Below are 25825 nucleotides of genomic sequence, written 5' to 3' on the forward strand. Positions count from 1 at the left end.
AAAACAAACGAACTCAGCTTAAGCCGAAGCGACCATTAACTCGGTTACGTATGAAAAAATCGATGATTGGATGGTCTTTTATTATTTTATCTGTTTTCATGATCGGGCTTTTTTATTTTTATCCAATGCTACGAGCGTTCATCTTATCCTTTCAATCAGGATCTGGGAATAACTTAGAATTTATTGGGTTTGCTAATTATACGAGATTGTTTTCAGATCCTGTTTTTATAACAGCCGTACAGAATACGGTCCTTTACTTTCTTATTCAAGTACCAGTCATGCTCATTCTTGCGTTATTTTTTTCCGTGCTACTCAATGATCGAACGTTAAAAGGGAGAGGATTCTTTCGAATTGCGATCTTTCTTCCTTGTGTCACATCTTTAGTTGCTTATTCTGTTGTGTTTAAGTATATGTTTGGTGCAGATGGATTCATTAACGTGATGCTTTTAAATTTTTCATTAATCTCAGAGCCGATTCAATGGCTTACGAATTCGTTTTGGGCGAAAGTAACAATTATTATTGCGATTACGTGGAGATGGACAGGGTACAACATGATCTTTTATTTGTCTGCGCTACAAAATATTGACCCAGCTATTTATGAAGCGGCACGAATCGATGGAGCATCGGCATTTACCCAATTCTTCCGAATTACGGTGCCAATGTTAAAACCAATTATTTTATTTACATCGATTATGTCGACAATTGGAACATTACAATTATTTGATGAGGTTATGAATATAACGGGTGGTGGACCAGGTAATGCGACAATTACTATTTCGCAATATATTTATAACATTTCATTCAAATACACGCCTGACTTTGGCTATGCGGCAACTGTTTCGTATGCGATCGTTGTGATGGTTGTGTTCTTCTCCATTATTCAGTTTAAAGTAGCAGGTGATAAAAATGCGTAACGTTAAACGAATTTTCACATATTTATTTTTGTCAGTGGCATCCCTTATTTCAATCCTTCCGTTTCTTTGGATGGTTATTAGTTCAACGAATCGATCTGTAGATGTGACGGGTGGTCGATTATTACCGGGAACACATTTAATTGAAAATATCCGTCATTTATTTGCAACTGTTGATATTGTGCAAGCTCTTTGGAATTCGACACTCATTGCTGTTGGGACAACCGTACTAGCTTTATTGATAGGTTCATTAGCAGGTTATGGATTTGAAATTTATCGAAGTCGAGCAAAGGATATTGTTTTTTCGATTTTATTGTTATCAATGATGATTCCTTTTGCCGCGTTAATGGTTCCGTTGTTTCGTTTGTTTGGAACGATTTCACATATTATTCCTGCCATTGGCATTGATACACTGGCAGCAGCAGCTCTTCCGACCATTACTACAGCCTTTCTTATTTTTCTATTTAGACAAAATACAAAGTTCTTTCCAAAAGATATATTGGAAGCTGCTCGAATTGATGGTGTTTCAGAGATTGGAATCTTTTTTCGGATTTACATGCCAACGATGAAAGCAACGTATGCAGCTGCAGCCATTATTACGTTTATGAATAGCTGGAATAACTACCTATGGCCGTTAGTTGTATTGCAGTCTCAGGAACAACAAACGATTCCATTACTCATTTCAACATTAGGTTCGAGCTATTCCCCTGATTATGGTTTAATCATGACTGCGATTGTCATAGCAACCCTACCTACAGCGATTATTTTCTTTTTGATGCAACGACATTTTGTAGCGGGAATGCTTGGTTCCATCAAATAGTTATGAATTCTCTTTTATTCATTCATCCCGTATGCAAGGAACGAATGGAATCCTTGCATATGGGTTTTTTGTTGTTTTAAAAAAACATATCTGAATCAAGATAGTATTTGTTATTTAGCCAATGCATAAAACGTTTCCTTGTTAGAGTCGCAAGTAGATTCTAGTTTTTTATTTACTAATGGTGTCTTTATTTATATTGTTTCACTTGTTTAGACATGGTAAAGTTAACATCTCTAAGATAGAAAATATAATTTTTAAGGTTTAATCTTTAGTTTGTAGAGTGACTGAACTAAGTCATTAAATATACAATGAAAGGGCTTACAGAAAAGGTAAGCAATTTCAAAAAAGGGGGAATTGCAGTATGTTTATTAGTAAGAAAAACTTTTTCTTATGTCTAGCGTTGGCGCTAATGTTAGCGTTAGTCGCTTGTTCAGGTGACGATACGTCAGGTGATGAGTCAAGTGATACAAACGACGATTCTAGTAGTGAAGAGGAAGCAACGGCGGACAATGAACCATTTACATTTTCGTATTTCAATGGTTCAACGACACTTCCGAATGTTAATTCAAGAGAAACAACAATTGGAGCTATGTTTGAAGAGGAATTGAACACTACTGTTGACATGGAGTATATTACTGGTGATCTTAACACGCGTATTGGTACGATGGTTGCATCGGGTCAATATCCAGATGTTATTGAGCCAAATGAAGCAATTGATGCTCTATTAGATGCTGAAGCATTTATCCCATTAAATGACTTAATTGATGAATATGCACCTGACTTGAAAGCGCTTTATGAGCCGTACCTTGATGCGATGACTCATGAAGATGGGAATATTTATTATATCCCGATGGGAGCGGACCAAGGATTTATCCCTCCAGCTAACCAAGATCAAGGAGCATTTTGGATTCAACGTGAAGTTTTACGTGAGTTTGATTATCCTGAAATTACGACGTTAGACGAGTATTTTGATTTAATTGAAGCTTATGTTGAAAAGTACCCTGAAATTGACGGTGCTTCAACAATTGGATATACAGCTTTGACGTATGATTGGAGATTCTTTGCATTATCCAATGTGCCTAACCATTTAGCTGGTTTTCCAAATGATGGTGGCGTATGGGTGGATATGGACACGCATGAAGCGGAAATTTACGCTGATAAAGAAGAAACAAGACGTTACCTTGAGAAATTAAATGAAATTAATGCAAAAGGGTTATTTGATCGAGAAGCATTTGTTGCGAACTATGATGAATATTTAGCGAAAATTTCTTCTGGTCGACTATTAGGATTCTTTGATTATGGATGGCAAGCAAATGTAGCTATGAATGTTCATAGACAAGATGGTGACCATTATAAAGAGTACATGGGTCTTCCGATTGTATTTGATGAAGATATTACTGATCAGTACCTTGATCCACCAGCATTTGTTACGAACCGCGGTGTAGGTATTACGACAAGCGCGGATAATCCTGAGCGTATTATGGAATTCTTTAACCACATTGCTAAGGAAGAGACGCAAAAGCTTGTTATGTGGGGAATTGAAGGAGAAACATATGAAGTCGATGAAGATGGTATGTACTATCGCACATCAGAACAAATTACGATGACTGAAGATGAAGATTGGAGACAAGAGTTCGGATTTGCCTACTTTGAGTGGTACTGGCCACGTGGAGGCGGTGTATTCTCAGATGGGAATGCTTGGGAGCCTCGCCGACAGCCTGCTGTTGTCCAAGAAACGTACAATGAGGTTGACCGTGAATTCTTAGATGCGTACGGATTAGAAACATTTACACAAATCTTTGCTGAGCCACAGGATCGTCCGTGGTATCCAACGTGGAGTGCTAATATTGAACAAGGTTCGGATCCTGAAATATTCGAACAGCGTTTAGAAGATATTCAGCGTGATTTCTTCCCACGTTTAGTGCTATCAGATCCATCAGAGTTTGATGGTATTTGGGAAGATTATGTTGCACGAGTGAATGAGCTTGATGTTGAAGGGTATGAAGCGTTCTTTACAGAAGTTGTTAAGAGTCGTGTCGAAGCATTTGAAGGTGAATAAGTAAGAGAGGGAGAAGCTAGCTAAAAGGCTGGCTTCTTTTCTATAGAGAAAATAATAAATAGAGCGCTTACTAAAAAGATTGCTTTTTCCTATGTTTCAGTTATAATCAAAATTGAGAATATTTAGAATCTGCATAAACTGTTGTCACATTCGAATAAGAATAGCCAAAACGATCGTTTATTTGGTATTCTATAAGTGAAAGGATGAGACAACATGGGATTTTGGAGTAAAGAACGATTCAAGAGTGACTGGCAGCAGGCGAAGAAAGAATCAGAGCACGCTTATCAACAGAAGCATAAGTCGAAGCCTCAAACGGATGTAAAAAAATCAAGCTATGCAAAAAGTAAAACACATAAAATTATTTTATCCTTTACATATGCAATTACGATACCATTTCTCGGGCTTATTATCGGCAGTATGTACAGTGAGACTGGCGCGACAATTGGCTGGTTTATTGGAGGGTTAATTGGCTTTACAGGTTTAATTTCTGTTTGGAAACGCTCAAAATGAGATAAAGGAGTTGATGTAGTAAATGAAAATTATTGCGAATATCATTATTATCGTTGGACTTGCTCTCGTATTTTATAGTGGCTATAACATTTATGATAATCATGCGAAGCAAAATGAATCGATTGCCCAAGCTAATGAGCTTATTACGAAAACAAATTCTAATAGTGAAGGAGGTAAGCCGACTTCAGCTGAAGATATGGATATTAATCAAGGGGATGTGATTGGAATTTTATATATCCCACGATTCGATAAGGAGCTTCCAATTGTTTCTGGTACAGATGAGGAAGAACTTGATCGCGGAGTAGGTCACTATACAACGACCGTACTTCCAGGTCAAGGAGACCAAATCCTCCTTTCTGGTCACCGTGATACGGTTTTTCGTGGGTTTGGTGATTTAGAAATGGGCGATGAATTCATTGTAAAGATGCCGTATGGTGAATTTACGTACGTGATGTATGAAGATGAAATCGTTGATGCTGATGATCGAACGGTGATTCGTTCAACAGCACCTGATGAAATATTAACATTGTCGACTTGTTATCCATTTGGTTTTGTAGGATCGGCACCAGATCGATATATCGTTTATGCTAAACCGGTTGATGCAGAATAAGTAATTTCTTAACCTAGCTAGTAGACTTAATGAGTCTGTAGCTAGGTTTTTGTATGCTATACATAATCTCTCACCTTTATGGGTAAATTGAAAAGGAATTTTAAAGGAGGTAGATTATGGTGAATGAAGAAAATGTTATGGGAAATGAAAGTGAAGATGAGTTAACGAATCGTCAAGGTCATCCAGTCACAAATAATCAGCATGTTCGAACGGTAGGGAATCGTGGACCGACAACGTTAGAAAATTATGATTTTCTTGAGAAGATTAGTCATTTCGATCGTGAGAGAATTCCTGAACGAGTTGTTCATGCAAGAGGAGCGGGTGCTCATGGTTATTTTGAAGCATATGGTACGTTTGGTGAAGAGCCGATTTCAAACTATACGAGAGCTAAGCTGTTCCAAGAAAAAGGTAAACGGACTCCGGTATTTGTTCGTTTTTCAACTGTTATTCATGGTGGGCATTCTCCGGAAACGTTACGCGATCCTCGTGGGTTTGCGATAAAATTTTATACAGAGGATGGTAATTGGGATTTAGTAGGGAATAATTTAAAAATCTTCTTTATTCGTGATCCACTTAAATTTCCTGATCTTGTTCATGCATTTAAGCCTGATCCAGTTACAAATGTTCAGGACAGTGAGCGAATTTTCGACTTTGTCAGCAATTCACCTGAAGCGACACATATGGTGACATTTCTCTTTTCTCCTTGGGGTATTCCGGCTAATTATCGGATGATGCAAGGATCAGGTGTGAACACATACAAATGGGTAAACAGCGCGGGAGAGGGTTTTTTAGTGAAATATCACTGGGAACCGAAGCAAGGTATTCGTAATTTAACACAAGAAGAGGCGGAGGAACTCCAAGCTAAAAACTTCAATCATGCTACATTAGATTTATATGATTCGATTGAAAATGGAGATTATCCTGAATGGGAGCTGTTTGTGCAAGTGCTGCCTGATGGTGAAAATCATCAGCTTGATTACGATCCACTTGACCCAACAAAGTTATGGTATAAGGAGGATGTCCCATGGCAGCCAGTAGGAAGAATGGTGTTAGATCGTAACCCAGAGGATTATTATAATGAAGTAGAGCAAGTTGCATTTGGAACAGGAGTCCTTGTAGATGGTCTAGACTTTTCTGATGACAAGCTATTACAAGGGAGAACGTTTTCATATTCTGACACTCAACGGTATCGTGTAGGTGCGAATTATTTACAGTTACCAATCAATGCCCCGAAGAAGCGTGTGGCGACGAATCAACGCGGTGGCCAAATGGAATATCATGTTGATCGAGGAGAACATCAGAATCCTCATGTGAACTATGAGCCGTCTACGTTAGGAGGCTTAGATGAAGCGGAAAATCCAGGTGTTGAACATACGCCATATGTTGAAGGGAACGTAAAGAGACAGTCGATTGATCGAACAAATGATTTTGCTCAGGCTGGAGAAACGTATCGACGATTTACTGATTTTGAAAGAGATGAATTAATAAAAAATTTAGTCAACAATTTATCAACCTGTGATGAGCGCATTCAGCAGCAAATGATTGAAAACTTTACGAAGGCAGACCCTGAATATGGACGTCGAGTGAAGGAAGGGATTGCTCAAATGAATGATAATATGAATTCGAGTGATCCAATTGGAACGACTAAAACAGATGAAGCCGTTCAGCAAGCTGAAGAGATGAGTCATCCATCTGATCCATATTAGAGTAATGATAGCAAGCATTTCTTAATGAGGATATTGAATGAGTTCGCTTTTTAAGGACACTGGAAAAATTTTGTTTTCAACTTTTTTGGTGTCCTTCCTTTTTGTGGTTTATCACATGAACAAGCTAGATGTGTTAAAATAGCATATAGTATAAGATATAGGATTGACGTTAAGGAGGAAGCTCAATGACATTCGAACATGTATACGATCAATATGAGCGTCCGTTACAAGATTTACGAATCTCGATCATTGATAGATGTAACTTTCGTTGTTCTTATTGTATGCCTGCTGAAATTTTTGGAGAAGACTATGCCTTTCTACCAGAAGATAAGCTACTATCTTTTTCAGAGATTGAGAGGGTTGTTCGATTATTTACGAAGCTAGGTGTGAAAAAGCTACGTCTAACAGGTGGAGAGCCTTTAATGAGGAAGGATGCTTACTTACTCATTCGGCGTTTAGCTGCCATAGACGGAATTGAGGATATTGCTTTAACGACAAATGGAGTATTTCTCGTTAAGGAAGCGAAAAGGCTAAAGGAAGCTGGATTGAAACGAGTGAATGTAAGTTTGGATGCGATAACGGAATCAATTTTCCAAAAGATGAATGGAAAAAATGTCAAACCGAAGGCTGTATTAAGGGGAATTGATGCAGCAGTTAAAGCAGGTTTAGATGTGAAAATTAATATGGTTGTTAAAAAGGGTGTCAATGATTGTGAAGTACTAAACATGGCTTCCTACTTTAAGGATCAGCATATTACGCTACGGTTCATTGAGTTTATGGATGTCGGTCAGACAAATGGCTGGAACTTTGCCGAGGTAGTCACGAAAAAGGAATTAATGGAACAAGTATCAATTTTAGGTGAATTAGAGACTGTGGGTAAGGATTATTTAGGGGAGGTTGCCTCGAAATATCGTTACAAAGGAACGAATGTGGAAGTAGGTTTTATTTCTTCTGTTAGTGATACATTTTGTGGGAATTGTACAAGAGCGAGAATCTCGGCAGATGGGAAATTGTATACGTGTCTATTTGCGGAGGAGGGGCACACATTAGTAGAGTCACTTCGCTCAGATGCTACTGATCAAGAAATTTTGACAACTGTGAAAGGGATTTGGAATAAACGATTCGACCGCTATTCTGAACTAAGAACAGAAGAGTCAGTGAAAAAGCGCAAGAAAATTGAGATGTCTTATATAGGTGGATAGCAGGAGTTGCAAGTCAAAATTCATATTCAGTTGTTTCATCGTGAGCCTAAAATATATATTAAACTCATTTCAAAACCGTCTGCTTGCGATTCTTTTTTACCAAGATGCAATCTTTTTCATATTTCTCATTGTAAAAGATTTCAAATCACCATTCATCATATTTTTTCAGATGGATGGTGATTTTCTTTTGACTAGCAATCGCTTCACTCGTATCACAGAGAGTAAAATTAGTTGGACCGTTTAATTATACGCTCTGGATGCGAATACACATTAAATGATTGCTCACGTATAAATCCGACGATTGTCATATTTAAGTCTTTTGCTAGCTCAATCGCTAGTGTTGTCGGTGCGGATTTTGATAAGAGGATGCTAATCCGCATTTTGGCAGCTTTTAATAGAATTTCAGATGAAATCCTGCCACTGAAAACGAGAACTTGGTTCGCAAGGGATTGCTGTTGAATAAGTGCATGACCATAGAGCTTATCAAGTGCGTTGTGTCTGCCGATATCACTTCTTTGTAAAAGAATGTGATCGGGTGTCGCTAGAGCTGCGTTGTGGACACCACCTGTTTTCTGAAAAATTTCACTTTGCTGTTGGAGTGTTTCCATTAATGCTATACATTGATCCGGTGTAATGCGTAATGTGGACATCGCCGTTTTGGCCGTCTTCATGTCGTTTTGAAAGTAAAATTGTCGGCTTTTTCCACAGCATGAACCAAATACTCGCTTCGTTGTTTGCATCATGTTTACTTTTTTGTTTACTAATGTGACATAGGCAGCACCTTTATGGTCGTCAATATGCATAGATTCAACTTCCTTCTTGGCGATGATGATGCCCTCCGAAGCTAAAAAACCGATCATTAATTCTTTTAAATAGGTGGGACTACACAATAACGTAGCGAATTCTTCTTGGTTAATGTAAATGGTTAATGGAGCTTCCTCTACAATCGCATCAGTAGTCGATTGAAACGCTCCATGCTGATATTTGATAACGGCATGTTGATGATTAAGATCATTATTCAACGTAGTACCCTCACTTTTATTATGAAATTGCATACAAGGCTCATACGTTATTTTATAATGAATATAGTAGTTTGTGAAAGAGAGAGTTTGTATTGAGAAGAAGAGGAGTTGCTCTTAATGGGAAAAACAAAACATACAGGACCAATGAAACTAAATAAAAAACCTCAGCCTTCGTTATGGGCAGGAATGACTCCGATGGGGATTGGAAAGGTGAAGCCGAAGCATATTCGCGATACGATGAAGGTTGCTTGGGAAAATCGCGATAATGCCCGCTATGCTTATCGTATTTTAACAGAAGGTGTATGTGATGGTTGTGCTCTTGGTGTTTCTGGACTTTATGATCAGACGTTAAAAGGTCCTCACCTTTGTACGACGCGGTTGAATGTGCTGCGATTAAATACAGCACCAGCTATTGAGGATAAATGGTTTGAGGATGTTGAGCAATTACGCAAGATGGATAGTAGCCAATTGAGGAAACTAGGTCGTATTCCATATCCGCTTTCACGCAAACCAGGGGAGAGGAAGTTTACAAGACTAACATGGGATGAAGCATTGAATCGCATTGCAGAAAAAATGCAAGAGATTGACCCGAAACAGATGGCATTTTATTTAACAGCACGTGGGATTACAAATGAAGTCTATTATACTGCAGCGAAGGTTGCTAGATTCCTTGGAACGAATAATATTGATAATGCATCAAGAATTTGCCATTCACCAAGTAAAACGGCTTTAAAGCGTTCATTAGGAATTGGTGCAGCAAGTTGTTCGTATAAAGATTGGATTGGGACGGATGTCCTTATTTTCTGGGGGAGCGTCGCAGCAAACAACCAGCCAGTCTCAACGAAATATATGTATGCTGCAAAGAAAGCAGGAACGAAAATAATTATGATTAACCCTTATCGTGAGCCGTCCATGGAGAAATATTGGATTCCATCGATTGCTGAAAGTGCATTATTCGGGACGAAAATGGTTGATGATGTGTATCAAGTGAATATTGGTGGAGATATTGCGTTTATGAATGGTGTAATGAAGCATTGGTTTGAAATGGAGGAACAAGAAAGGGGATCGGCGATCGATCATTCGTTTGTTAAGCAGCATACGAAAGGGATTGAACAAGTGGAAGTACATGTCCGTACACTTACTTGGGACGAAATCGAACGTTCATCAGGTCTTTCAAGAGAGCGAATCGAAGAGTTTGCTCAACTATTAGCTAACTCGAAGTCAGGAGTATTTATATGGAGTATGGGGTTGACGCAGCATCGTTTTGCGACAGATAATATATCACAAGTTGCCAATTTGGCGATGTTACGTGGCTTTTTAGGGAGGGAGCATTGTGGTGTTATGCCGATTCGTGGCCATAGTGGTGTTCAAGGATCTGGTGAAATGGGAGCTGATCCTTTTGTTTTACCAGGTGGTGATTTTGATCCGCGAAACAAGGAAAGAATGGAGAAGCTTTGGGGATTTCCAATTATGGATTGGCAAGGAGATACGGTCGGTCAATCTTTAGAAAATACTCATTTACGCGAAGAGCACGAACGTAAGCTGAAGCTGTTTTATACGAGTGGCGGAAATTTCCTAGAAACGATGCCAGATCCGGATTTTATGCAACAATCATTAGAAAAGATAGAGCTACGTGTTCATCAAGATATTATATTGAATACATCTACATTAGTTGATGCAAAAGAAGAAGTGATTATTTTACCAGCAATGACCCGATATGAACAGCCGGGGGGCGGCACCTCGACTAGTACGGAGCGGATGGTTTATTTTAGTCCAGAGATAAGAGGCCCTCGCATAGAGGAAGCTCGATCAGAGTGGGAAATTTATATTGATTTAGCAGGACGTGTGAAGCCTGATCAAAAGAAATTGATTCAATTTGAAACCGCGGCTGACATACGTGCCGAGATTGCTCAAGCGAATCCAAACTATGATGGAATTCAACACCTTACTGAAAAAGGAGATCTGTTTCAGTGGGGAGGGGCATGGCTCTGTGAGGGTGGTGTTTGTCCGACTGAAGATGGGAAGGGACAGCTCTTTGCCATTGATTTGCCTGAAAACCGCCGAACAGAAGGTCAGTTCTTCGTAACAACTCGTCGAGGGAAGCAATTTAACTCGATGATTTATAGTGAGGTTGATCCATTTAATGATGGAGAACGTTACGATATATTTCTAAATGAAGAGGATGCTCGCAAACTGGCAATTGATGAAGGCGTGTCGGTTGTCGTATTTAATCATTATGGACAGCTTCAAGGTAGAGCGAAATTTGAAGACGTGGCAAATGGAAATATTGCTGTCTATTGGCCAGAAGGAAATGTACTTCTCCCAAAAGGGGTATATGAGAAACACGCCAAGATTCCAGAATATAATTCAACTGTCATAGTCGAACGGGCGGATATATTTCATGCTAAAAAAGATCAGAAATACGTAGAAAAGCGGATTGCTGATTTAGAAATATCAGTTAATTAAGTGTTTAAGGTTTTTCCACAGTTATCCAAGGGTATAGTATAATGGAGTAGATAGCAGAAAGAAAGGATGATTAGTCATGTTAGATGACCAATTGACAAAAGCTTTAAATGATCAAATGAATTATGAATTTTATGCAGCACATGCTTATATGGCAATGGCTGCTTATTGCACAAGTGAAAGCCTTGATGGGTTCGCTAACTTTTTCTTAGTGCAAGCTGAGGAAGAACGTTTCCATGCAATGAAGTTTTACAATTTCATCAATGCATTAGGAGAACGAGCAACGATTCAATCATTACCAAAACCTAATAACTCGTTTTCGTCTGTAAAAGATGCATTTGAACAAGCCCTAGCACAAGAAAAGGATGTCACAAAGAAAATTTATTATCTTTCTGATTTGGCATTAGATCGAAGAGAGCATGCGACAATCTCCTTTTTAAAATGGTTTATTGAGGAGCAAGTAGAAGAAGAGGATATGTTTGATAGCATTATTCAGAAGCTTAAGCGAATTGATAATGATAGTAATGCCTTCTTCATGTTAGATGATGAATTTTCGAAGCGATCCTTTAGTCCTGAGGGTCAATAAGAACACTTTGCAATGATTTCTATTTTTAAAAGAAGGAAAAGCCTGTCATAAAGTCTTAGGATAAAGAGACGGTTGACAGGCTTTTTGTGATTTGAGAGGATGGTCATAAAAACGCCTTTGAGAGTCTCTTCTCAAAGGCGTTGTGTCTATGTTTGAAAGGAATGAGACTTTGATAAAGCTCTCATTCGTTTTTTCGCTAGACAGATTTACCTAGGAATGCTTGAAGCATCCAAGCGTGTTTCTCAAGACTCGAATGAATGGCAAGAAGCATGTCTCCTGTTGTTTCATCATCCGCTTCCTCGGAGATAGCCATCCCCTCTCGTAGTTCACCGATCATCGTTGTGAAGTCCTTAGAGATTGACTGGACCATTTCTTCAGCAGTCTCTGTTGATTTGGCTTCTTCGATGGAGGATTCTGCTAAATATTCTTTCATTGTCGCAATCGGTTCTCCACCTATAGCTAATAGACGCTCAGCCAACTCATCGATATGAGTCGCAGATTCGTTGTATAGCTCTTCAAACTTATCATGTAGAGTAAAGAACTGATGCCCTTTTACGTACCAATGGTAATTGTGTAGTTTAACGAATAAAACGCTCCAATTGGCAATTTGCTTATTTAATACATCATGTAATTTTGCTTCCATCTTATAACCACTCCTAATCATTTGCTATATATTACTATTACCCATCTTTGACCAAGCCTAAACGTCATTTATAAAAATCAGCTAATTATACGTACTAAGAGTGGTTTACCAACTTTCCTTCGTTCCATCTACATGGTGAATAAGGTGAGAGCTTTCACCTCCGTGAACATGTGTAAACATCTTTGCTGCAGCTTCTATTAGCTGTTTTGCTTCGGCCATATCCATTGAAGGTCGAAGGTAAAAAATATGTAAAGCGTCGGTCGTATGTTCAGTTACCTTTGTCCGATCAGAGTCAACAACTGGTCCTCCAAACGGACCAATGGTGTCAGCACTAATTAATTTTCCTTCGAGCTGATTTTCTCGTCCGTTAATTCCAACATATGCTTCTCCACTTTGACCGATTCGTATGGTAAGATCGGTGTCAATTGTTGAAAGGTCATAAATCCCAATCGGAATTTCGTATTGCAACGAGAAAAATGTATTTAGATCGACAGCTGAGTGAATAAATGGAAGTGCGCTCCCTTTTTTTATGCGACGAAAAAGTGCTTCGTTTGATGGACGATACCGATTAGGGTCGATACGAAGGGATTTAAACGTACTTCTCCAGTCAGCGATGCCAGCAACATCGGTTATACGTTTAGTTGCTAATTCTACTTGAATTGTTTCTTGAAAAAAACGTAATCGTCCTTTTAACATTTGAGGAGATTCTTGAATTTCGATATGATGATATTGAATACATCCTATTTTAAAGTTTGGTACAATTGCCTTAAGAGATGGATTGATGTTCGTATGGATCATTTCTTGACCTCCTATAATAATAGATACTAAGCCTATGTACAAGCTTCTTTAAAGCTATAAAATCAAGTAACGGCTATGCGCGAAAGTGATATATGTGTTTGTTCTATTGTAGCATAAACGTAAAAAAGTAAGAGAAAGGTGGGTAGCTCGTGACACTCGCCCAACTAAAAGATGAAATCATTGCATATAGTAAATCAATAGGTATTGATAAAATTGGCTTCGCTTCTGCTAATCCGTTTTTGCAATTAAAGGATCGTTTACTTACACAGCAGCAGTTAGGCTATCAGTCTGGCTTTGAGGAACCAGATATTGATAAGCGTGTGACACCTGAACGGCTCTTGCCTCATGCAAAAACAATTATTTCCATTGCGCTAGCGTATCCTTCAAGAATGAAAAACCCGCCTAAGAATACGAAGGAAGAACGTCGAGGGATTTTTTGTCGGGCATCATGGGGAAAAGATTACCATCATATTCTTCGAGAACGATTGCAGAAGCTAGAGCAATTTATTAGAGAAAGAGCTCCTGAAGCTAGGACTGTTTCAATGGTTGATACGGGTGAATTATCTGACCGGGCTGTGGCAGAGCGCGCGGGTATTGGTTGGAGTGGAAAGAACTGTGCAATCATTACACCGGAGTTCGGTAGCTATGTGTACTTAGGTGATTTAATAACAACATTGTCTATAGAGCCAGATGTCCCTTTAACAGACCAATGTGGATCCTGTACAAAATGTATAGATGCATGTCCGACTGGTGCGCTTGTACAAGGCGGTCAATTGAATTCACAGAAGTGCATTGCTTATTTGACGCAAACAAAAGATTTCTTACCAGATCAATACCGAAAGAAATTAGGGAATCGATTATATGGATGTGATACGTGTCAGCAAGTTTGTCCAGTAAATAAAGGAAAAGATGTTCATATTCATTCTGAGATGGAGCCAGACCCTGAAATAGCGAAACCGAAGCTCATTCCACTATTGACAATGAGTAATAGAAGCTTTAAGGCGAAGTTTGGTCATGTGTCCGGGTCCTGGCGTGGAAAGAAGCCTATTCAGCGTAATGCGATTATTGCGTTAGCTCATTTTAAAGACGAAAGGTCGTTACCGGTCTTGACGGATTTAGTTAAAAATGATCCTCGTCCTGTTATTCGCGGGACGGCGGCCTGGGCAATCGGAGTTATTGGGAGCTATCAGGAGAAAAAGCTGTTAAATGAGTTGAAAAAGACCGAATTTGAGGAAAAAGTACTAGAAGAGATAGAAAAAGGTCTTAATATCATTGAAAATAAGAGTTTGTAATCATGCATTTTAGCGATGATTAAGGTAATGTTAGGAAAAGATGGACAATAGGAAGGAAGGGTTCATACATGTCAAGTCTATTCACACATTATGTTGATGAGTTGGATAGCCCGCTAGGACCACTGACAATCGTAGCAACAGAAAAAGGCCTTTGTCGTTTGTATTTTGGAGAAATATCGACATGTCAAGCAAGTTTAAAGGCATGGCTGAAGAAACAAAGTCGTTGTGGAGATATCATTCATTGTTCTGAAACTCTTCGTCTATATTGTGCACAATTAGAAGAATACTTTGCTGGTGAAAGAGACCACTTTGATGTTCCGCTAGATTTATGTGGTACACCATTCCAGAAAAAGGTTTGGAGTGCGTTAACACAAATTAGATATGGAGAAACGGTTTCTTACAAGGAAATTGCTGAAAGAATAGGAGCGCCAAGAGCCGTTCGCGCGATTGGTGGTGCTAACAATCAAAACCCTATACCAATCGTTATACCTTGTCATCGAGTAATTGGTAGTAATGGGAATATGGTTGGATATGGTGGGGGATTAGACAAAAAGGAACGATTGTTATCCTTAGAAGGAGCAATTCAAAAAATATCCTCTTAATCATAGAATATAAAGCTTAATAACAAGGTTAGAAGTCGTAGAGGTTATTGGCCTTTGTGGCTTCTTTTTGTTTCTAATCAATGAAGAGTATTCATTCTAAAGTTGTTCTGATTAATGGATTCTGGATTTCACGCATAGTGTAAAAAGGAAAGGGGTGTAATCAGATGGATGAAAGGATCATATTGAATTTGCATCAACGTATTAAGAATCGGAGTCATGCCTATGTTTCAAATATTGAAAAAACGGATCAACAAGTTGAAAATGTGTTAAGTATGCATCGTCAACGTGGAGCGACTATTGTCCGTACACTTGTTGAAGGTGATGTGCTTCGTTCTAATCAATTTGATGATCAGCAAATTGTTGATTATGTTCAACATGAAGAATTTCTCATTAAATTGAAGGATGAATTTTATGTAGAAGAAAGAGAGTGTGTAAGGAGGGCCACATTTTTAAGGGAAACATGTCAATCGGATCACCAAATTGGTTTCGAAGGGGAATTATCGGAAAATGATGAAACAGCACATGTTGAATTTAGTCATGAAGAAAGTGAAGAGAGCATTCAAAGAGCTACTTATGATCGGCGAAAAGCAGTACAGTATGCCGAAAGATGGTGGAATGACTACAATCCTCAATATGAGAAATTTGAAAATAATTGCACAAACTTTATATCACAATGCTTACGTGCAGGTGGTGCCGAAATGAGAGGGTTTTCAAATCGATCAAAGGGGTGGTGGTATAATGGACGTACATGGAGCTACAGCTGGTCAGTAGCAAATGCGATGCGTTGGTATTTAAGCGGAGCGAATTCAGGGCTTAGAGGGGAAGAACGAGCACGTGCTGAGCTGTTAGAGCCAGGGGATGTCATTTGCTATGATTTTAATGGGAATGGCAGTTGGCAGCATACAACGATCGTTGTAGCAAAAGATGCTAATGGAGAGCCGCTTGTTAATGCGCAAACGACTAATAGTCGAATGCGTTACTGGAAATATGAAGATTCAACAGCTTGGACACCACAAATTCAATATAAGTTCTTTCATATAAAGATATGAGGATCGTGAGGGTATTCTAGCCTGGATTTAAACGGTTTGAATACCCTTTAATTGTAGTTTCGATAAAATAAAATTCGGCGGTTAAAGGAGTCTTATGATATAATAAATTCGTTTAAGAGACCATGATATACAAAGATTGGAGTGGAGCGCGTGGGGCTTCATATTGTATTGTATCAGCCAGAAATACCAGCAAACACTGGCAATATTGCTCGAACGTGTGCAGGAACGAATACAACGCTACACTTAATTCGTCCGTTAGGGTTTTCAACTGATGATAAAATGTTAAAGCGTGCAGGGTGTGATTATTGGCCAAGTGTGACCATTCGTTACTATGATTCATTGGACGAGCTCTTTGCAAGTTATGATGATGGAGAATTTTATTTTATTGAAACAGTTGGTGAAAAGAATTATAGTGAGTTTGATTATTCAGATGTAAATAAGGATCACTTTTTTGTATTTGGACGTGAAACAACAGGAATTCCTGATGAAATCATCAACCGTAATGTTGAACGATGCCTTCGGATTCCTCAGACCGATCATATCCGATCGTTAAACTTGTCCAATACTGCAGCTATTGTTATTTATGAAGCCATTCGTCAACAAGGTTTTCCTAATTTAACATAAGGATACAAAAAAATCGACCAGCTCTTATGCGAGTCTGATCGATTTTTTCATTCATTAGTTCTTGTGAGGATTATCTTCATAGCCAGCTGTAAAGAGGGCAACAAAGAATACTACACATACTCCAAGGATAAGAATAGTTCCCATAAATCATAGCCTCCTTGCGACATGATCCTTTTCATTATAAATCAACTTGACGAAGAATGAAATATCAGAAGTCTAAATTCACAATCAAGACACACTTAATGAATATGAAGAAATGGAGAAACGTTCATGACCAATCGTTATATTACTAGTCATTTCCCTTTAATATCAATTGTACTCTTTAGTCTAGCGTTAGCTATCTATGTTCAAGGGCTTATTTTGACTGAGCTTGTAAATATGGGAGTCTATAGCGGTATGCTAGAGTTCATTTCAGAGAATGGAATTAAATTGACTTTACTATTTTTATTAATGTTATTTTTCTTTATGGTATTTTCTGCATTGAAGCTAATAGCAGATACGACAATTGAGTTATCGATGCTCTTTTTTTCAAAAGACGAAGAAGGGACAGAGCTGTCCAAAGCGAGGGCAGGTGCATGGATTTATTTAATTGGAAGTATCATCTCATTATTTGTCGCCAACCAACTTATTTTCATTCTTGCTCTCTTTTTACTCGCTAATTTTATTTATTTTGTTTTTCTCATTTATAAAGTAAGTGATGTTTTATCCTTTGCTGGTCTTGTCGGATTTATTTTCTTTCAAGTTTTCTTTTGGGGAGCATTTGTTATTTCGGTCTTGTACGCTTTAGTACGCTTGTATAATAGCTTTATGGCAAGTTTGCCGATTTAATTGGGTGGAGTGAAATCTTCACTTATTATAAGTAGATACTTGATACTCATACACATTTAAAAGAGAGTTTCCATCTTTTTCCAGTTAAGGGAGGAGACTCTCTTTCATTTATTGGTCTTATTTAATACTTTCTCTCCAAATGTCTAGGTGAGGTGAACGGTTATTGACTCTTTCTATGGATTCGTTATCATCGTTACCAATCCATACTCCTGCTGTGTATTGGTCGGTTAAACCAACAAACCATAAATTACGATATTCATCAGTTGTACCTGTCTTCCCACCACGGTAGGATGCAGTAATATTGGCCTGTCTCCCAGTACCACTTGTAATGACTTCATCTAGAAGTGAGCGCATTTTTTGATTGGTTGAAGAACTCCATACTTGTTCAGACTCTTGTTCCCAACTATACAAAATCGTCCCCTCTTGATCTTTTACAGCTCGAATGCCATATGACTGTGTAAAAGCTCCATCCGTTGCAAATGTTGTGTAGGACTGTGTGAGCTCTAGTGGAGAGACTCCATATGTTAAGCCTCCTAAAGCAGCACCTGGAACATAGTCATCTGATACGACTCTTGAAAACGAAAAAGGTTCTAAATACGTAAATGCATGTTGAATGCCAATTTGGTGTAGCAGACGTACAGCTGGTGTGTTATAGGAGTGTTTGAATGCTGTCAATATTGGGACATGACCATATTCCTGATCTCCATAATTATTTGGACAATAGTCGTTAATACATATGTTCGATGCATCAATTTGAGTTGAAATAGATGCACCTGTTTCTTCAATAAAAGGTCCATAGACAAGAATGGGCTTAATCGCAGAGCCTGGCTGACGGAAATCTTGATACCCGCGATGAAAATCAAACTTGTTATAGCCTTTGCCTCCGCTTATCGCGACGATCTCATGATTATGGTGGTCGATCATTGCGACGGCAGCTTGTATATCATCTTCAGGTAAATACCGTTGTATAGCCTTTGTAATACTGTTCTGTCTATACGGTTCAAGGGCAGTTTCGATATGAATACCGCTTTCAAGTAGCTGTTGAACATGGCTTTGCAGGTCACGTTCAATTTCTTGACGTGTGTCATCTGATTCTGCTTGCTCTATTCTCAATGAGTATCCTTCTGATTGTGCAATAAGTTCTGTTAGTTCGTGATGAATATAAGTCACGTAATCAGGAAATTCATCAATTCGTTGTCGTTGATTTATTGTAAGATGCTCATTACGTGCTTGTTCGTACTCTTCCGTTGAAATATAGTGAACCTCAAGCATTTTTTGCAAAATCCATTCTTGGCGAAGTAATGTCCGATCAAAGTGCTGTAGTGGATCATAATGACTTGGATTGTTCGGGATCGCACTTAAGAAGGCTGTTTCGGCTAATGTTAATTGCTTACTCGGCTTATTAAAATAAAAATAGCTAGCCGCTTCAATTCCATATACGCCATTACTGAAATAAATTGAGTTCACATAAAGCTCAATAATTTCTTCTTTTGTAAAATGTTTTTCTAATTCGTGTGAATAGAGGATTTCCGTCATTTTGCGATTATACGTTTGTTCATGTGTTAGAAAAAGGTTTCGAGCAAGCTGTTGAGTCATTGTACTTGCACCTTCTTCAATACCCTCTTGGCGAACGTTAGCCAAAAGCGCTCTAACCATTGCAATCGCATCATAGCCTTTATGCTCAAAGAAGCGTTGGTCTTCTGTAGCAATAAAAGCATCGATCAGTTGGACAGGTATTTCATCATAATGTAGGTATCGCCGATTATGATCGTTGTAAAGCTCTGAAATTAGATCTCCATGTTGGTCATACATATAGCTGTTAGAAGATAACTGTATGTCTTGCAAGTCGACTTGTTCATCTATAAGCTCGGATAAAGTCTTAACCTCTTTCACTTCAGCTGTCACTTCTATTAAGACAAATGCAAATACGATACTTGATATACTAGTGAAAATCCAACCGATTGCCATCTTTATCATTTTGTGTTCACTCTTTTCTTATATGATCAGAATTCAGGAAATTTTAAAGAAATCCAATTGTGGAGATTAAGTGGAATATTGGACGGGCGTCGTCTACTTCATTATATGAGTTATCTGATCAGACAATCTTAATCCAAAGTAATGGCTCCGCACGACATATTTAAGAAAAGATCTTAATTATTCCATTTATATTTTACCACCAATTTAAAGAAAAAGGGTCATAATCATAAAAGATTGCATGTTCATTTCTTTTGCTGCATATGGTTAACTAATCTTGCTCTGACCATGAGGATGGAGGTTACGCTACATGTCAATCTTACGTAAAATTGAAGATTTCAGAGAAGAAGAGGAGCGTCTAAAGTGGGAAGGTACATTTGCTGATTACTTAAACCTTTTGAAGGAGAAGCCGTGGATTGCTCAAACCGCTCACTCCCGTGTTTACAATATGATTAAGGATGCTGGAGTAGAGGAAGACAACGGGAAGAAAGAATATCAATTTTTTAAAGATCAGTTGTTTGGAGTAAATGAAGCCCTTGAAAAGCTTGTTGAAGAATACTTCCATTCGGCTGCTAAACGTTTAGATGTACGGAAACGTATCTTACTTTTAATGGGGCCTGTTAGTGGAGGTAAATCGACACTTGTTACAATGCTAAAGCGTGGGTTAGAACAATATTCACGAATGGATAAAGGTGCGGTTTATGCCATAAAAGGATGTCCTATGCATGAAGATCCTCTTCATCTTATTCCGAATCACTTGAGAAATGAATTCTACGAGGAATATGGAATTAAAGTGGAAGGGAATTTATCACCATTAAATATGATGCGCTTGGAAGAAGAATATAGTGGCCGAATTGAAGATGTAATCGTTGAACGTATCTTTTTTTCTGAAGATAAGCGGACTGGAATTGGGACTTTTAGTCCTTCAGACCCGAAATCACAGGATATTGCTGATTTAACAGGAAGTATTGATTTTTCAACAATTGCTGAATATGGATCTGAGTCTGATCCACGAGCATATCGATTTGATGGTGAATTGAATAAAGCCAATCGTGGGATGATGGAGTTTCAGGAAATGCTCAAGTGTGATGAAAAATTTCTTTGGCATTTGCTTTCTCTCACTCAAGAAGGAAATTTTAAGGCAGGGCGGTTTGCTCTAATTAGTGCGGATGAATTAATTGTCGCTCATACGAATGAATCGGAATATCGCTCTTTTATTGCAAATAAGAAAAATGAAGCATTACATTCTCGAATTATTGTCATGAAGGTTCCATATAACTTGAGAATATCTGAAGAAGAGCGGATTTATCAAAAAATGATTCAAGAAAGTGATCTATCACACGTGCATATTGCTCCACATGCATTAAAGGTTGCGGCGATTTTTACGATTTTAACGAGATTACAGCAGCCGAAAAAGCAAGGCATTGACTTGTTGAAGAAGATGAGACTTTATGATGGAGAAAGCGTAGAAGGCTTTAATTCACAGGATGTTGAAGAATTGAAGCAAGAATATCCTGATGAGGGAATGGCTGGTATTGATCCACGCTATGTCATTAATCGAATTTCGTCGGCCATTATTCGTAAGCAATTAACGTCGATTAATGCATTAGATGTTTTGCGATCTATTAAAGAAGGCTTAAATGAACATGCTTCTATTACAAAAGAAGACCGTGAGCGATACATGGACTTTATAGCTGTTGCAAGAAAGGAATATGATACGATTGCCAAGAAAGAAGTACAAAAAGCATTTGTTTATTCATATGATGAGTCAGCGAAAACGCTAATGGATAACTACCTAGACAATGTTGAAGCATATTGTAATCAAAATAAATTACGCGATCCTTTAACAGGTGAAGAAATGACACCAGATGAGAAATTAATGCGTTCCATTGAAGAACAAATTGGAATTTCGGAAAATGCAAAAAAGGCATTTCGTGAAGAGATCTTAATCCGAATTTCTGCTTATGCGAGAAAAGGGAAGAAATTTGATTATAATTCTCATGAACGTTTACGCGAAGCGATCCAGAAGAAGCTCTTTGCTGATCTAAAGGATATCGTTAAAATTACAACATCAACGAAAACTCCAGATGAATCACAACTGAAGAAAATTAATGAAGTCATTGCAAGGTTAGTTGATGAGCATGGGTACAATTCCGTGTCAGCTAATGAATTGTTGCGTTATGTTGGAAGCTTATTAAATCGTTGATATCGCATGTGTGATGCGCCTAATGTGGTGATGCTCTCCACATTAGGCGCATCCTATCATTAATTAGTTGTTACCAAAATGTAACATGCTACTATGGGACAAGGTAAAATTGGACGAAATGATTGATATTGATGTGAATTTGGTGTGATTGATCCTTGTGATGATTCGATAACAGTGGTAAATTAAAGGAAACGGTGTAGATGGGTCGGGGATACGATGATGGAGACAACGAAAAATGAATGGATGGAATGGATCAAGGCTATTGTAGTTGCACTTCTTTTAGCATTTTTAATCCGGACATTCCTTTTCACAAGCTATGAGGTACAAGGGGAATCGATGGAGCCTAGTGTGTTTGATGGTGAAAAATTCATTGTGAATAAGGTAGGTTATGGCTTTTCAGATCCACAACGTTTTGATCTTGTCGTTTTTCATGCAAGTGAGACAGAAGATTATATTAAGCGAGTAATAGGATTACCAGGAGATCAAATATCATATATCAATGATACGTTATACATTAACGGTGAAGAAATAGAAGAGCCTTTTTTAGAAGTAACGACAGAGGACGGGCGTGATCGCTACACACGCGACTTTGCTATGGAGGAGAAAGTACCGGAGGATCATGTGTTCGTTTTAGGAGATAATCGCCCTAATAGTTTAGATAGTAGAAGACTTGGGTTTATTCCAATGGATCATATAGTCGGCAAAGTTGATTTAAGATTTTGGCCAATTACAGATGTTGGAACCGTCAAATGAATGGAATGGAGGATAGGCTAATTAAGCCTGTCCTTTTTTCATGCAGTGTTTTTGTCAGAATTTATTAGCAACTCTTTTTCTTGTCTGCATATGATAGAGTAAGTTATTTTTGAGCTCTAATGAAGTGGATGTTAGCTAAAAAGTAACGATGTAATGGCTCTAGACGTCATCATTGTATGCACGTCGAAGTGATTGTGTGACTCGATAACATGTAAGTAGCAAAGCGATATAAAAAAAGGAGGGAATCACATGGCGAACAGTCATCAACGTCAATTTGTTATCTCACAAGAAAATTGGTCCTTACATCAGAAGGGTCATCAAGACCAGCGACGACACCAAGAGAAAGTACAGGAAGCAATTAAGAAAAACCTTCCTGATCTCGTGAGTGAGGAGAACATCGTCATGTCAAATGGTCGAGATGTGATTCGCATTCCAATTCGGTCATTAGATGAGTATAAGATTCGCTATAATTATGATAAAAATAAGCATGTAGGCCAAGGCAAAGGAGATAGTAAGGTCGGAGATGTAGTCGCACGCGATCCAAATGGCGATAAACAAAAAGGACCTGGTAAAGGGAAAGGTGCTGGAGATCAACCAGGAGAAGATTACTCAGAGGCAGAAGTGTCGATTATGGAGTTGGAAGAATTATTATTTCGCGAGTTAGAGCTACCGAACCTTCAGCAAAAAGAAGAAAATGAAATTGTTCTTGAAGACATTAGCTTTAACGACATTCGAAAGAAAGGATTAATGGGTAATATTGACAAAAGAAGAACAATTTTATCAGCGATTAAACGTAATGCACTTGAAGGTAGACCAGGTATTGTTCCCATTTATAATGATGATTTACGCTTTAAAACGTGGAATGAAATTGTAAAGCCCGAATCGAAGGCGGTTGTGATTGCGATGATGGATACAAGCGGCTCGATGGGACGATGGGAGAAGTATATGGCAAGAAGCTTCTTCTTTTGGATGACCCGTTTCCTTCGTACGAAATACGAAACCGTTGATATTGAGTTTATTGCTCATCATACGGAGGCAAAGGTCGTATCAGAGGGTGATTTCTTTAACAAAGGAGAAAGTGGTGGAACGATTTGTTCATCCGCTTACCGCAAGGCGCTAGAAATAATTAGCAACAAATATGATCCGATCCGCTATAATATTTACCCGTTTCACTTTTCAGATGGCGATAATTTAACATCAGATAACGCCCGCTGCTTGAAGCTTGTGCAGCAGCTAATGGAAGTGTCGAGTATGTTTGGGTATGGGGAGGTGAATCAATACAGTTCTTCAAGAGGCACACAATTAATGAATATTTACTCAAAAGTTGAAGATGATCGTTTCAAATATTTTCAGCTAAGAGAAAAGAAAGATGTGTTTAGATCATTATTGCATTTTTTTGAAAAAAGAGAAATAGAAAAAGTTTAGACGGATTTTCATGCGGCTATTGTAGATTTGAAATAACGTTGCACCGTTTATAAAAAGCTTGATCAAAAGTCCTGTATTGATGCAGGATTTTTTGTTTCGCAATCGGATCAAATAATGGAATAAGACTTGGTAGTTTAATAGGATATTTATGTTAAAATAACTAGAGATTGTGAAGAGTTGTACTTTAAGTAACGGGCAGATTAGTAGAACAGTTTTAATGCTAAATAATTAATCCTCTTCTTATCTATGAAATTAATAGCAGTGTGGTGTATCTTTTTATTGCGATATTAGAACCGTGCAAAATGGCAGAATCTTTGAATAAAGTGTTTAGAAAGGAGGGTGTGTGATGAGAGATAAGAAGATGATATACCTGATAATTGTCTTAATTCTAATGGTATTAATGGCTTTTTATTATTTTATTGGAGCTGAAAGTGAGAATGTGTTTTCCAGTCAAAGTTTTGGCGGGATGTATATAGAGGAAAAAGGATACCATATTGAACCAGGAGAATATTTGCAAATGTGGATTATTGGCTATAACGCTTATGAAGAAAGTAAAGAACGGCAAACATTTAAGGTCTTTCTTAAGGATGCTAATATATATAACCTCATCGAAGAAAATCAAGAGTATGTTATTTCTTTCTCGGCAAAACATCAAGATGAGTCAAAGAATAACATTTACAGTTTAGATTGGATATCGTTACCACATGGAGGGCAATTGAGAGGTAACGGATTGATTGATACAAATTAAATGTATTGTTTTACCATCTGATTAAGGTTGTAATTCAACTCCCTCAGTTAGATTGTGATAGCTCTCAAATACTCGCTATTGGATCACGAATACTCCAACAAGGGTTTAGAAAAAATGTTAAAATATTCAAAGGGGATGGAAATCAATTTGAAAGTAGAGGATTAATAAATGGAATATTACAAATATCTTAGACAGTATGTAGGACATAGACCTATTATTTTACCAGGTTCTGTTGTTATTATTTTAAATGAAAAAAATAAAGTGTTACTACAAAAACGGCACGATGGGTCTTGGGGATTACCAGGCGGTTTAATGGATTTAGGAGAAAGTTTTGAAGAAGTAGCAACGAGAGAAGTTTTTGAAGAAACAGGATTAGTAGTTGAAAACTTAAAATTACTGAATGTATTCTCAGGGTCTGAACATTATTTAAAAGTCTCAAATGGTGATGAATTATATTCGGTAACAGCTGTTTATTATACTAAAGATGCAAGTGGAGAAATTAACGTTGATTATAGCGAATCCGAAAAAATGGAGTATTATCCATTAAATAATTTGCCAAAAGAAATAACAGTTTTAGATAAAGGATTTATTGAGCAATATATAGATTGTGAAAAACTGTACTTAAAGTAAAGGTCAACCAGAAATATCTGGCAAACCTTATATTACGAACGGGAAGCGTTTGTTGAACAATAAATAAAAATATCTCATTTGAACTTGGGTGGAATAGCATGAAGTCCGTAACGGTCAATAGGATTGTTCAATTATAATTAGCATTTATGTTTTTAAGGTGACGAAGAACAAAAAATATTTTTGGAGTTCTCTAACATTATCGGGTATTAACCTTTTAGGAGGTTGGTTTCTGGTAATTTATATTAACTATATAGCAGGTTTAATTTTATTAACTATTCCATTTTTTATTCTATTAAATGGATTTTACAACTATAAGAAAGCGAATTAAACATAATTTGTGAAAAGATATACTTAACGAAGCTGT

23 protein-coding genes are annotated in these 25825 nt (G+C 37.8%); 19 read left to right on the top strand and 4 right to left on the bottom strand.

Features of this window, described 5'->3' with window-relative positions; genetic code table 11:
- Nucleotides 1-50 precede the first annotated feature (50 nt).
- The 7 genes from ACERJO_RS17065 to moaA all read left to right on the top strand — a co-directional run bounded on the left by ACERJO_RS17065 (nt 51) and on the right by moaA (nt 7818).
- Nucleotides 51-914: a carbohydrate ABC transporter permease gene (locus ACERJO_RS17065; RefSeq protein ID WP_373648270.1), complete on the top strand. Its 864-nt coding sequence runs from the start codon at nt 51-53 to the stop codon at nt 912-914.
- Nucleotides 907-1731 carry a carbohydrate ABC transporter permease gene (locus tag ACERJO_RS17070; protein WP_247103436.1) on the top strand — a complete coding sequence of 275 codons (825 nt, stop codon included), beginning with the start codon at nt 907-909 and terminating at the stop codon, nt 1729-1731. The genes ACERJO_RS17065 and ACERJO_RS17070 overlap by 8 nt, the downstream gene beginning before the upstream one ends.
- A gap of 361 nt (nt 1732-2092) precedes the next feature.
- The gene (locus ACERJO_RS17075) at nt 2093-3790 is read left to right on the top strand and encodes an ABC transporter substrate-binding protein (protein WP_373648255.1); all 1698 of its coding nucleotides are present in this window, start codon (nt 2093-2095) and stop codon (nt 3788-3790) included.
- 213 nt (nt 3791-4003) lie between these two features.
- On the top strand, nt 4004-4300 hold the full coding sequence (locus ACERJO_RS17080; protein WP_247103432.1) for a hypothetical protein: 297 nt from the start codon (nt 4004-4006) through the stop codon (nt 4298-4300).
- A 22-nt stretch (nt 4301-4322) separates the two neighbouring features.
- On the top strand, nt 4323-4910 hold the full coding sequence (locus ACERJO_RS17085) for a class D sortase (protein WP_373648256.1): 588 nt from the start codon (nt 4323-4325) through the stop codon (nt 4908-4910).
- 116 nt (nt 4911-5026) lie between these two features.
- Complete coding sequence (locus ACERJO_RS17090; RefSeq protein ID WP_373648257.1) at nt 5027-6616, top strand: catalase; 1590 nt, start codon at nt 5027-5029, stop codon at nt 6614-6616.
- 185 nt (nt 6617-6801) lie between these two features.
- Nucleotides 6802-7818, top strand: a complete 1017-nt coding sequence (gene moaA, locus ACERJO_RS17095; RefSeq protein WP_373648258.1) for a GTP 3',8-cyclase MoaA — start codon at nt 6802-6804, stop codon at nt 7816-7818.
- Nucleotides 7819-8045: 227 nt separating this feature from the next.
- Here the strand turns inward: moaA and fdhD are convergent, their stop codons facing one another.
- Nucleotides 8046-8840, bottom strand: a complete 795-nt coding sequence (fdhD, locus tag ACERJO_RS17100; protein WP_247103421.1) for a formate dehydrogenase accessory sulfurtransferase FdhD — start codon at nt 8838-8840, stop codon at nt 8046-8048.
- Nucleotides 8841-8957: 117 nt separating this feature from the next.
- Between fdhD and ACERJO_RS17105 the strand changes: the two genes are divergently transcribed.
- Together ACERJO_RS17105 and ACERJO_RS17110 are read left to right on the top strand one after the other, a co-directional pair.
- The gene (locus ACERJO_RS17105) at nt 8958-11306 is read left to right on the top strand and encodes an FdhF/YdeP family oxidoreductase (protein ID WP_373648259.1); all 2349 of its coding nucleotides are present in this window, start codon (nt 8958-8960) and stop codon (nt 11304-11306) included.
- Between the two features lie 76 nt (nt 11307-11382).
- Complete coding sequence (locus ACERJO_RS17110) at nt 11383-11889, top strand: ferritin (protein WP_247103417.1); 507 nt, start codon at nt 11383-11385, stop codon at nt 11887-11889.
- A 196-nt stretch (nt 11890-12085) separates the two neighbouring features.
- Here the strand turns inward: ACERJO_RS17110 and ACERJO_RS17115 are convergent, their stop codons facing one another.
- Nucleotides 12086-12532: a Dps family protein gene (locus ACERJO_RS17115; protein ID WP_247103415.1), complete on the bottom strand. Its 447-nt coding sequence runs from the start codon at nt 12530-12532 to the stop codon at nt 12086-12088.
- A gap of 105 nt (nt 12533-12637) precedes the next feature.
- A complete protein-coding gene (locus ACERJO_RS17120) occupies nt 12638-13330 on the bottom strand; it encodes a B3/B4 domain-containing protein (RefSeq protein ID WP_373648260.1) in 693 nt (230 codons plus the stop codon).
- 149 nt (nt 13331-13479) lie between these two features.
- On the opposite strand from ACERJO_RS17120, the gene queG reads away from it, so the two are divergent.
- The 5 genes from queG to ACERJO_RS17145 all read left to right on the top strand — a co-directional run bounded on the left by queG (nt 13480) and on the right by ACERJO_RS17145 (nt 17725).
- The gene (gene queG / locus ACERJO_RS17125) at nt 13480-14622 is read left to right on the top strand and encodes a tRNA epoxyqueuosine(34) reductase QueG (RefSeq protein WP_373648261.1); all 1143 of its coding nucleotides are present in this window, start codon (nt 13480-13482) and stop codon (nt 14620-14622) included.
- 68 nt (nt 14623-14690) lie between these two features.
- The gene (locus ACERJO_RS17130; RefSeq protein WP_373648262.1) at nt 14691-15224 is read left to right on the top strand and encodes a methylated-DNA--[protein]-cysteine S-methyltransferase; all 534 of its coding nucleotides are present in this window, start codon (nt 14691-14693) and stop codon (nt 15222-15224) included.
- Nucleotides 15225-15388: 164 nt separating this feature from the next.
- Complete coding sequence (locus tag ACERJO_RS17135; RefSeq protein WP_373648263.1) at nt 15389-16273, top strand: amidase domain-containing protein; 885 nt, start codon at nt 15389-15391, stop codon at nt 16271-16273.
- A gap of 150 nt (nt 16274-16423) precedes the next feature.
- Nucleotides 16424-16897 (top strand): tRNA (uridine(34)/cytosine(34)/5-carboxymethylaminomethyluridine(34)-2'-O)-methyltransferase TrmL, encoded by a 474-nt coding sequence (trmL, locus tag ACERJO_RS17140; protein ID WP_373648264.1) that lies wholly within the window; start codon nt 16424-16426, stop codon nt 16895-16897.
- Nucleotides 16898-17167: 270 nt separating this feature from the next.
- Nucleotides 17168-17725 (top strand): DUF5366 family protein, encoded by a 558-nt coding sequence (locus tag ACERJO_RS17145; RefSeq protein WP_247103401.1) that lies wholly within the window; start codon nt 17168-17170, stop codon nt 17723-17725.
- Between the two features lie 117 nt (nt 17726-17842).
- Here ACERJO_RS17145 and ACERJO_RS17150 read toward each other — a convergent pair whose 3' ends face one another.
- Complete coding sequence (locus ACERJO_RS17150) at nt 17843-19702, bottom strand: transglycosylase domain-containing protein (protein ID WP_373648265.1); 1860 nt, start codon at nt 19700-19702, stop codon at nt 17843-17845.
- A 307-nt stretch (nt 19703-20009) separates the two neighbouring features.
- Between ACERJO_RS17150 and ACERJO_RS17155 the strand changes: the two genes are divergently transcribed.
- The 5 genes from ACERJO_RS17155 (at nt 20010) to ACERJO_RS17175 (ending at nt 25461) form a co-directional block, all read left to right on the top strand.
- Nucleotides 20010-21905: a PrkA family serine protein kinase gene (locus tag ACERJO_RS17155; RefSeq protein ID WP_247103397.1), complete on the top strand. Its 1896-nt coding sequence runs from the start codon at nt 20010-20012 to the stop codon at nt 21903-21905.
- Between the two features lie 219 nt (nt 21906-22124).
- Nucleotides 22125-22658 (top strand): signal peptidase I, encoded by a 534-nt coding sequence (gene lepB, locus ACERJO_RS17160; RefSeq protein WP_247103395.1) that lies wholly within the window; start codon nt 22125-22127, stop codon nt 22656-22658.
- 249 nt (nt 22659-22907) lie between these two features.
- Complete coding sequence (gene yhbH / locus ACERJO_RS17165) at nt 22908-24083, top strand: sporulation protein YhbH (protein ID WP_373648266.1); 1176 nt, start codon at nt 22908-22910, stop codon at nt 24081-24083.
- Nucleotides 24084-24429: 346 nt separating this feature from the next.
- Nucleotides 24430-24831 carry a hypothetical protein gene (locus ACERJO_RS17170; RefSeq protein WP_373648267.1) on the top strand — a complete coding sequence of 134 codons (402 nt, stop codon included), beginning with the start codon at nt 24430-24432 and terminating at the stop codon, nt 24829-24831.
- A 168-nt stretch (nt 24832-24999) separates the two neighbouring features.
- Nucleotides 25000-25461, top strand: a complete 462-nt coding sequence (locus ACERJO_RS17175) for an NUDIX hydrolase (RefSeq protein WP_373648268.1) — start codon at nt 25000-25002, stop codon at nt 25459-25461.
- Nucleotides 25462-25825 lie beyond the last annotated feature (364 nt).

The organism is Halalkalibacter sp. AB-rgal2, from assembly GCF_041821005.1.
Classification (GTDB): domain Bacteria; phylum Bacillota; class Bacilli; order Bacillales; family Bacillaceae_D; genus Halalkalibacter.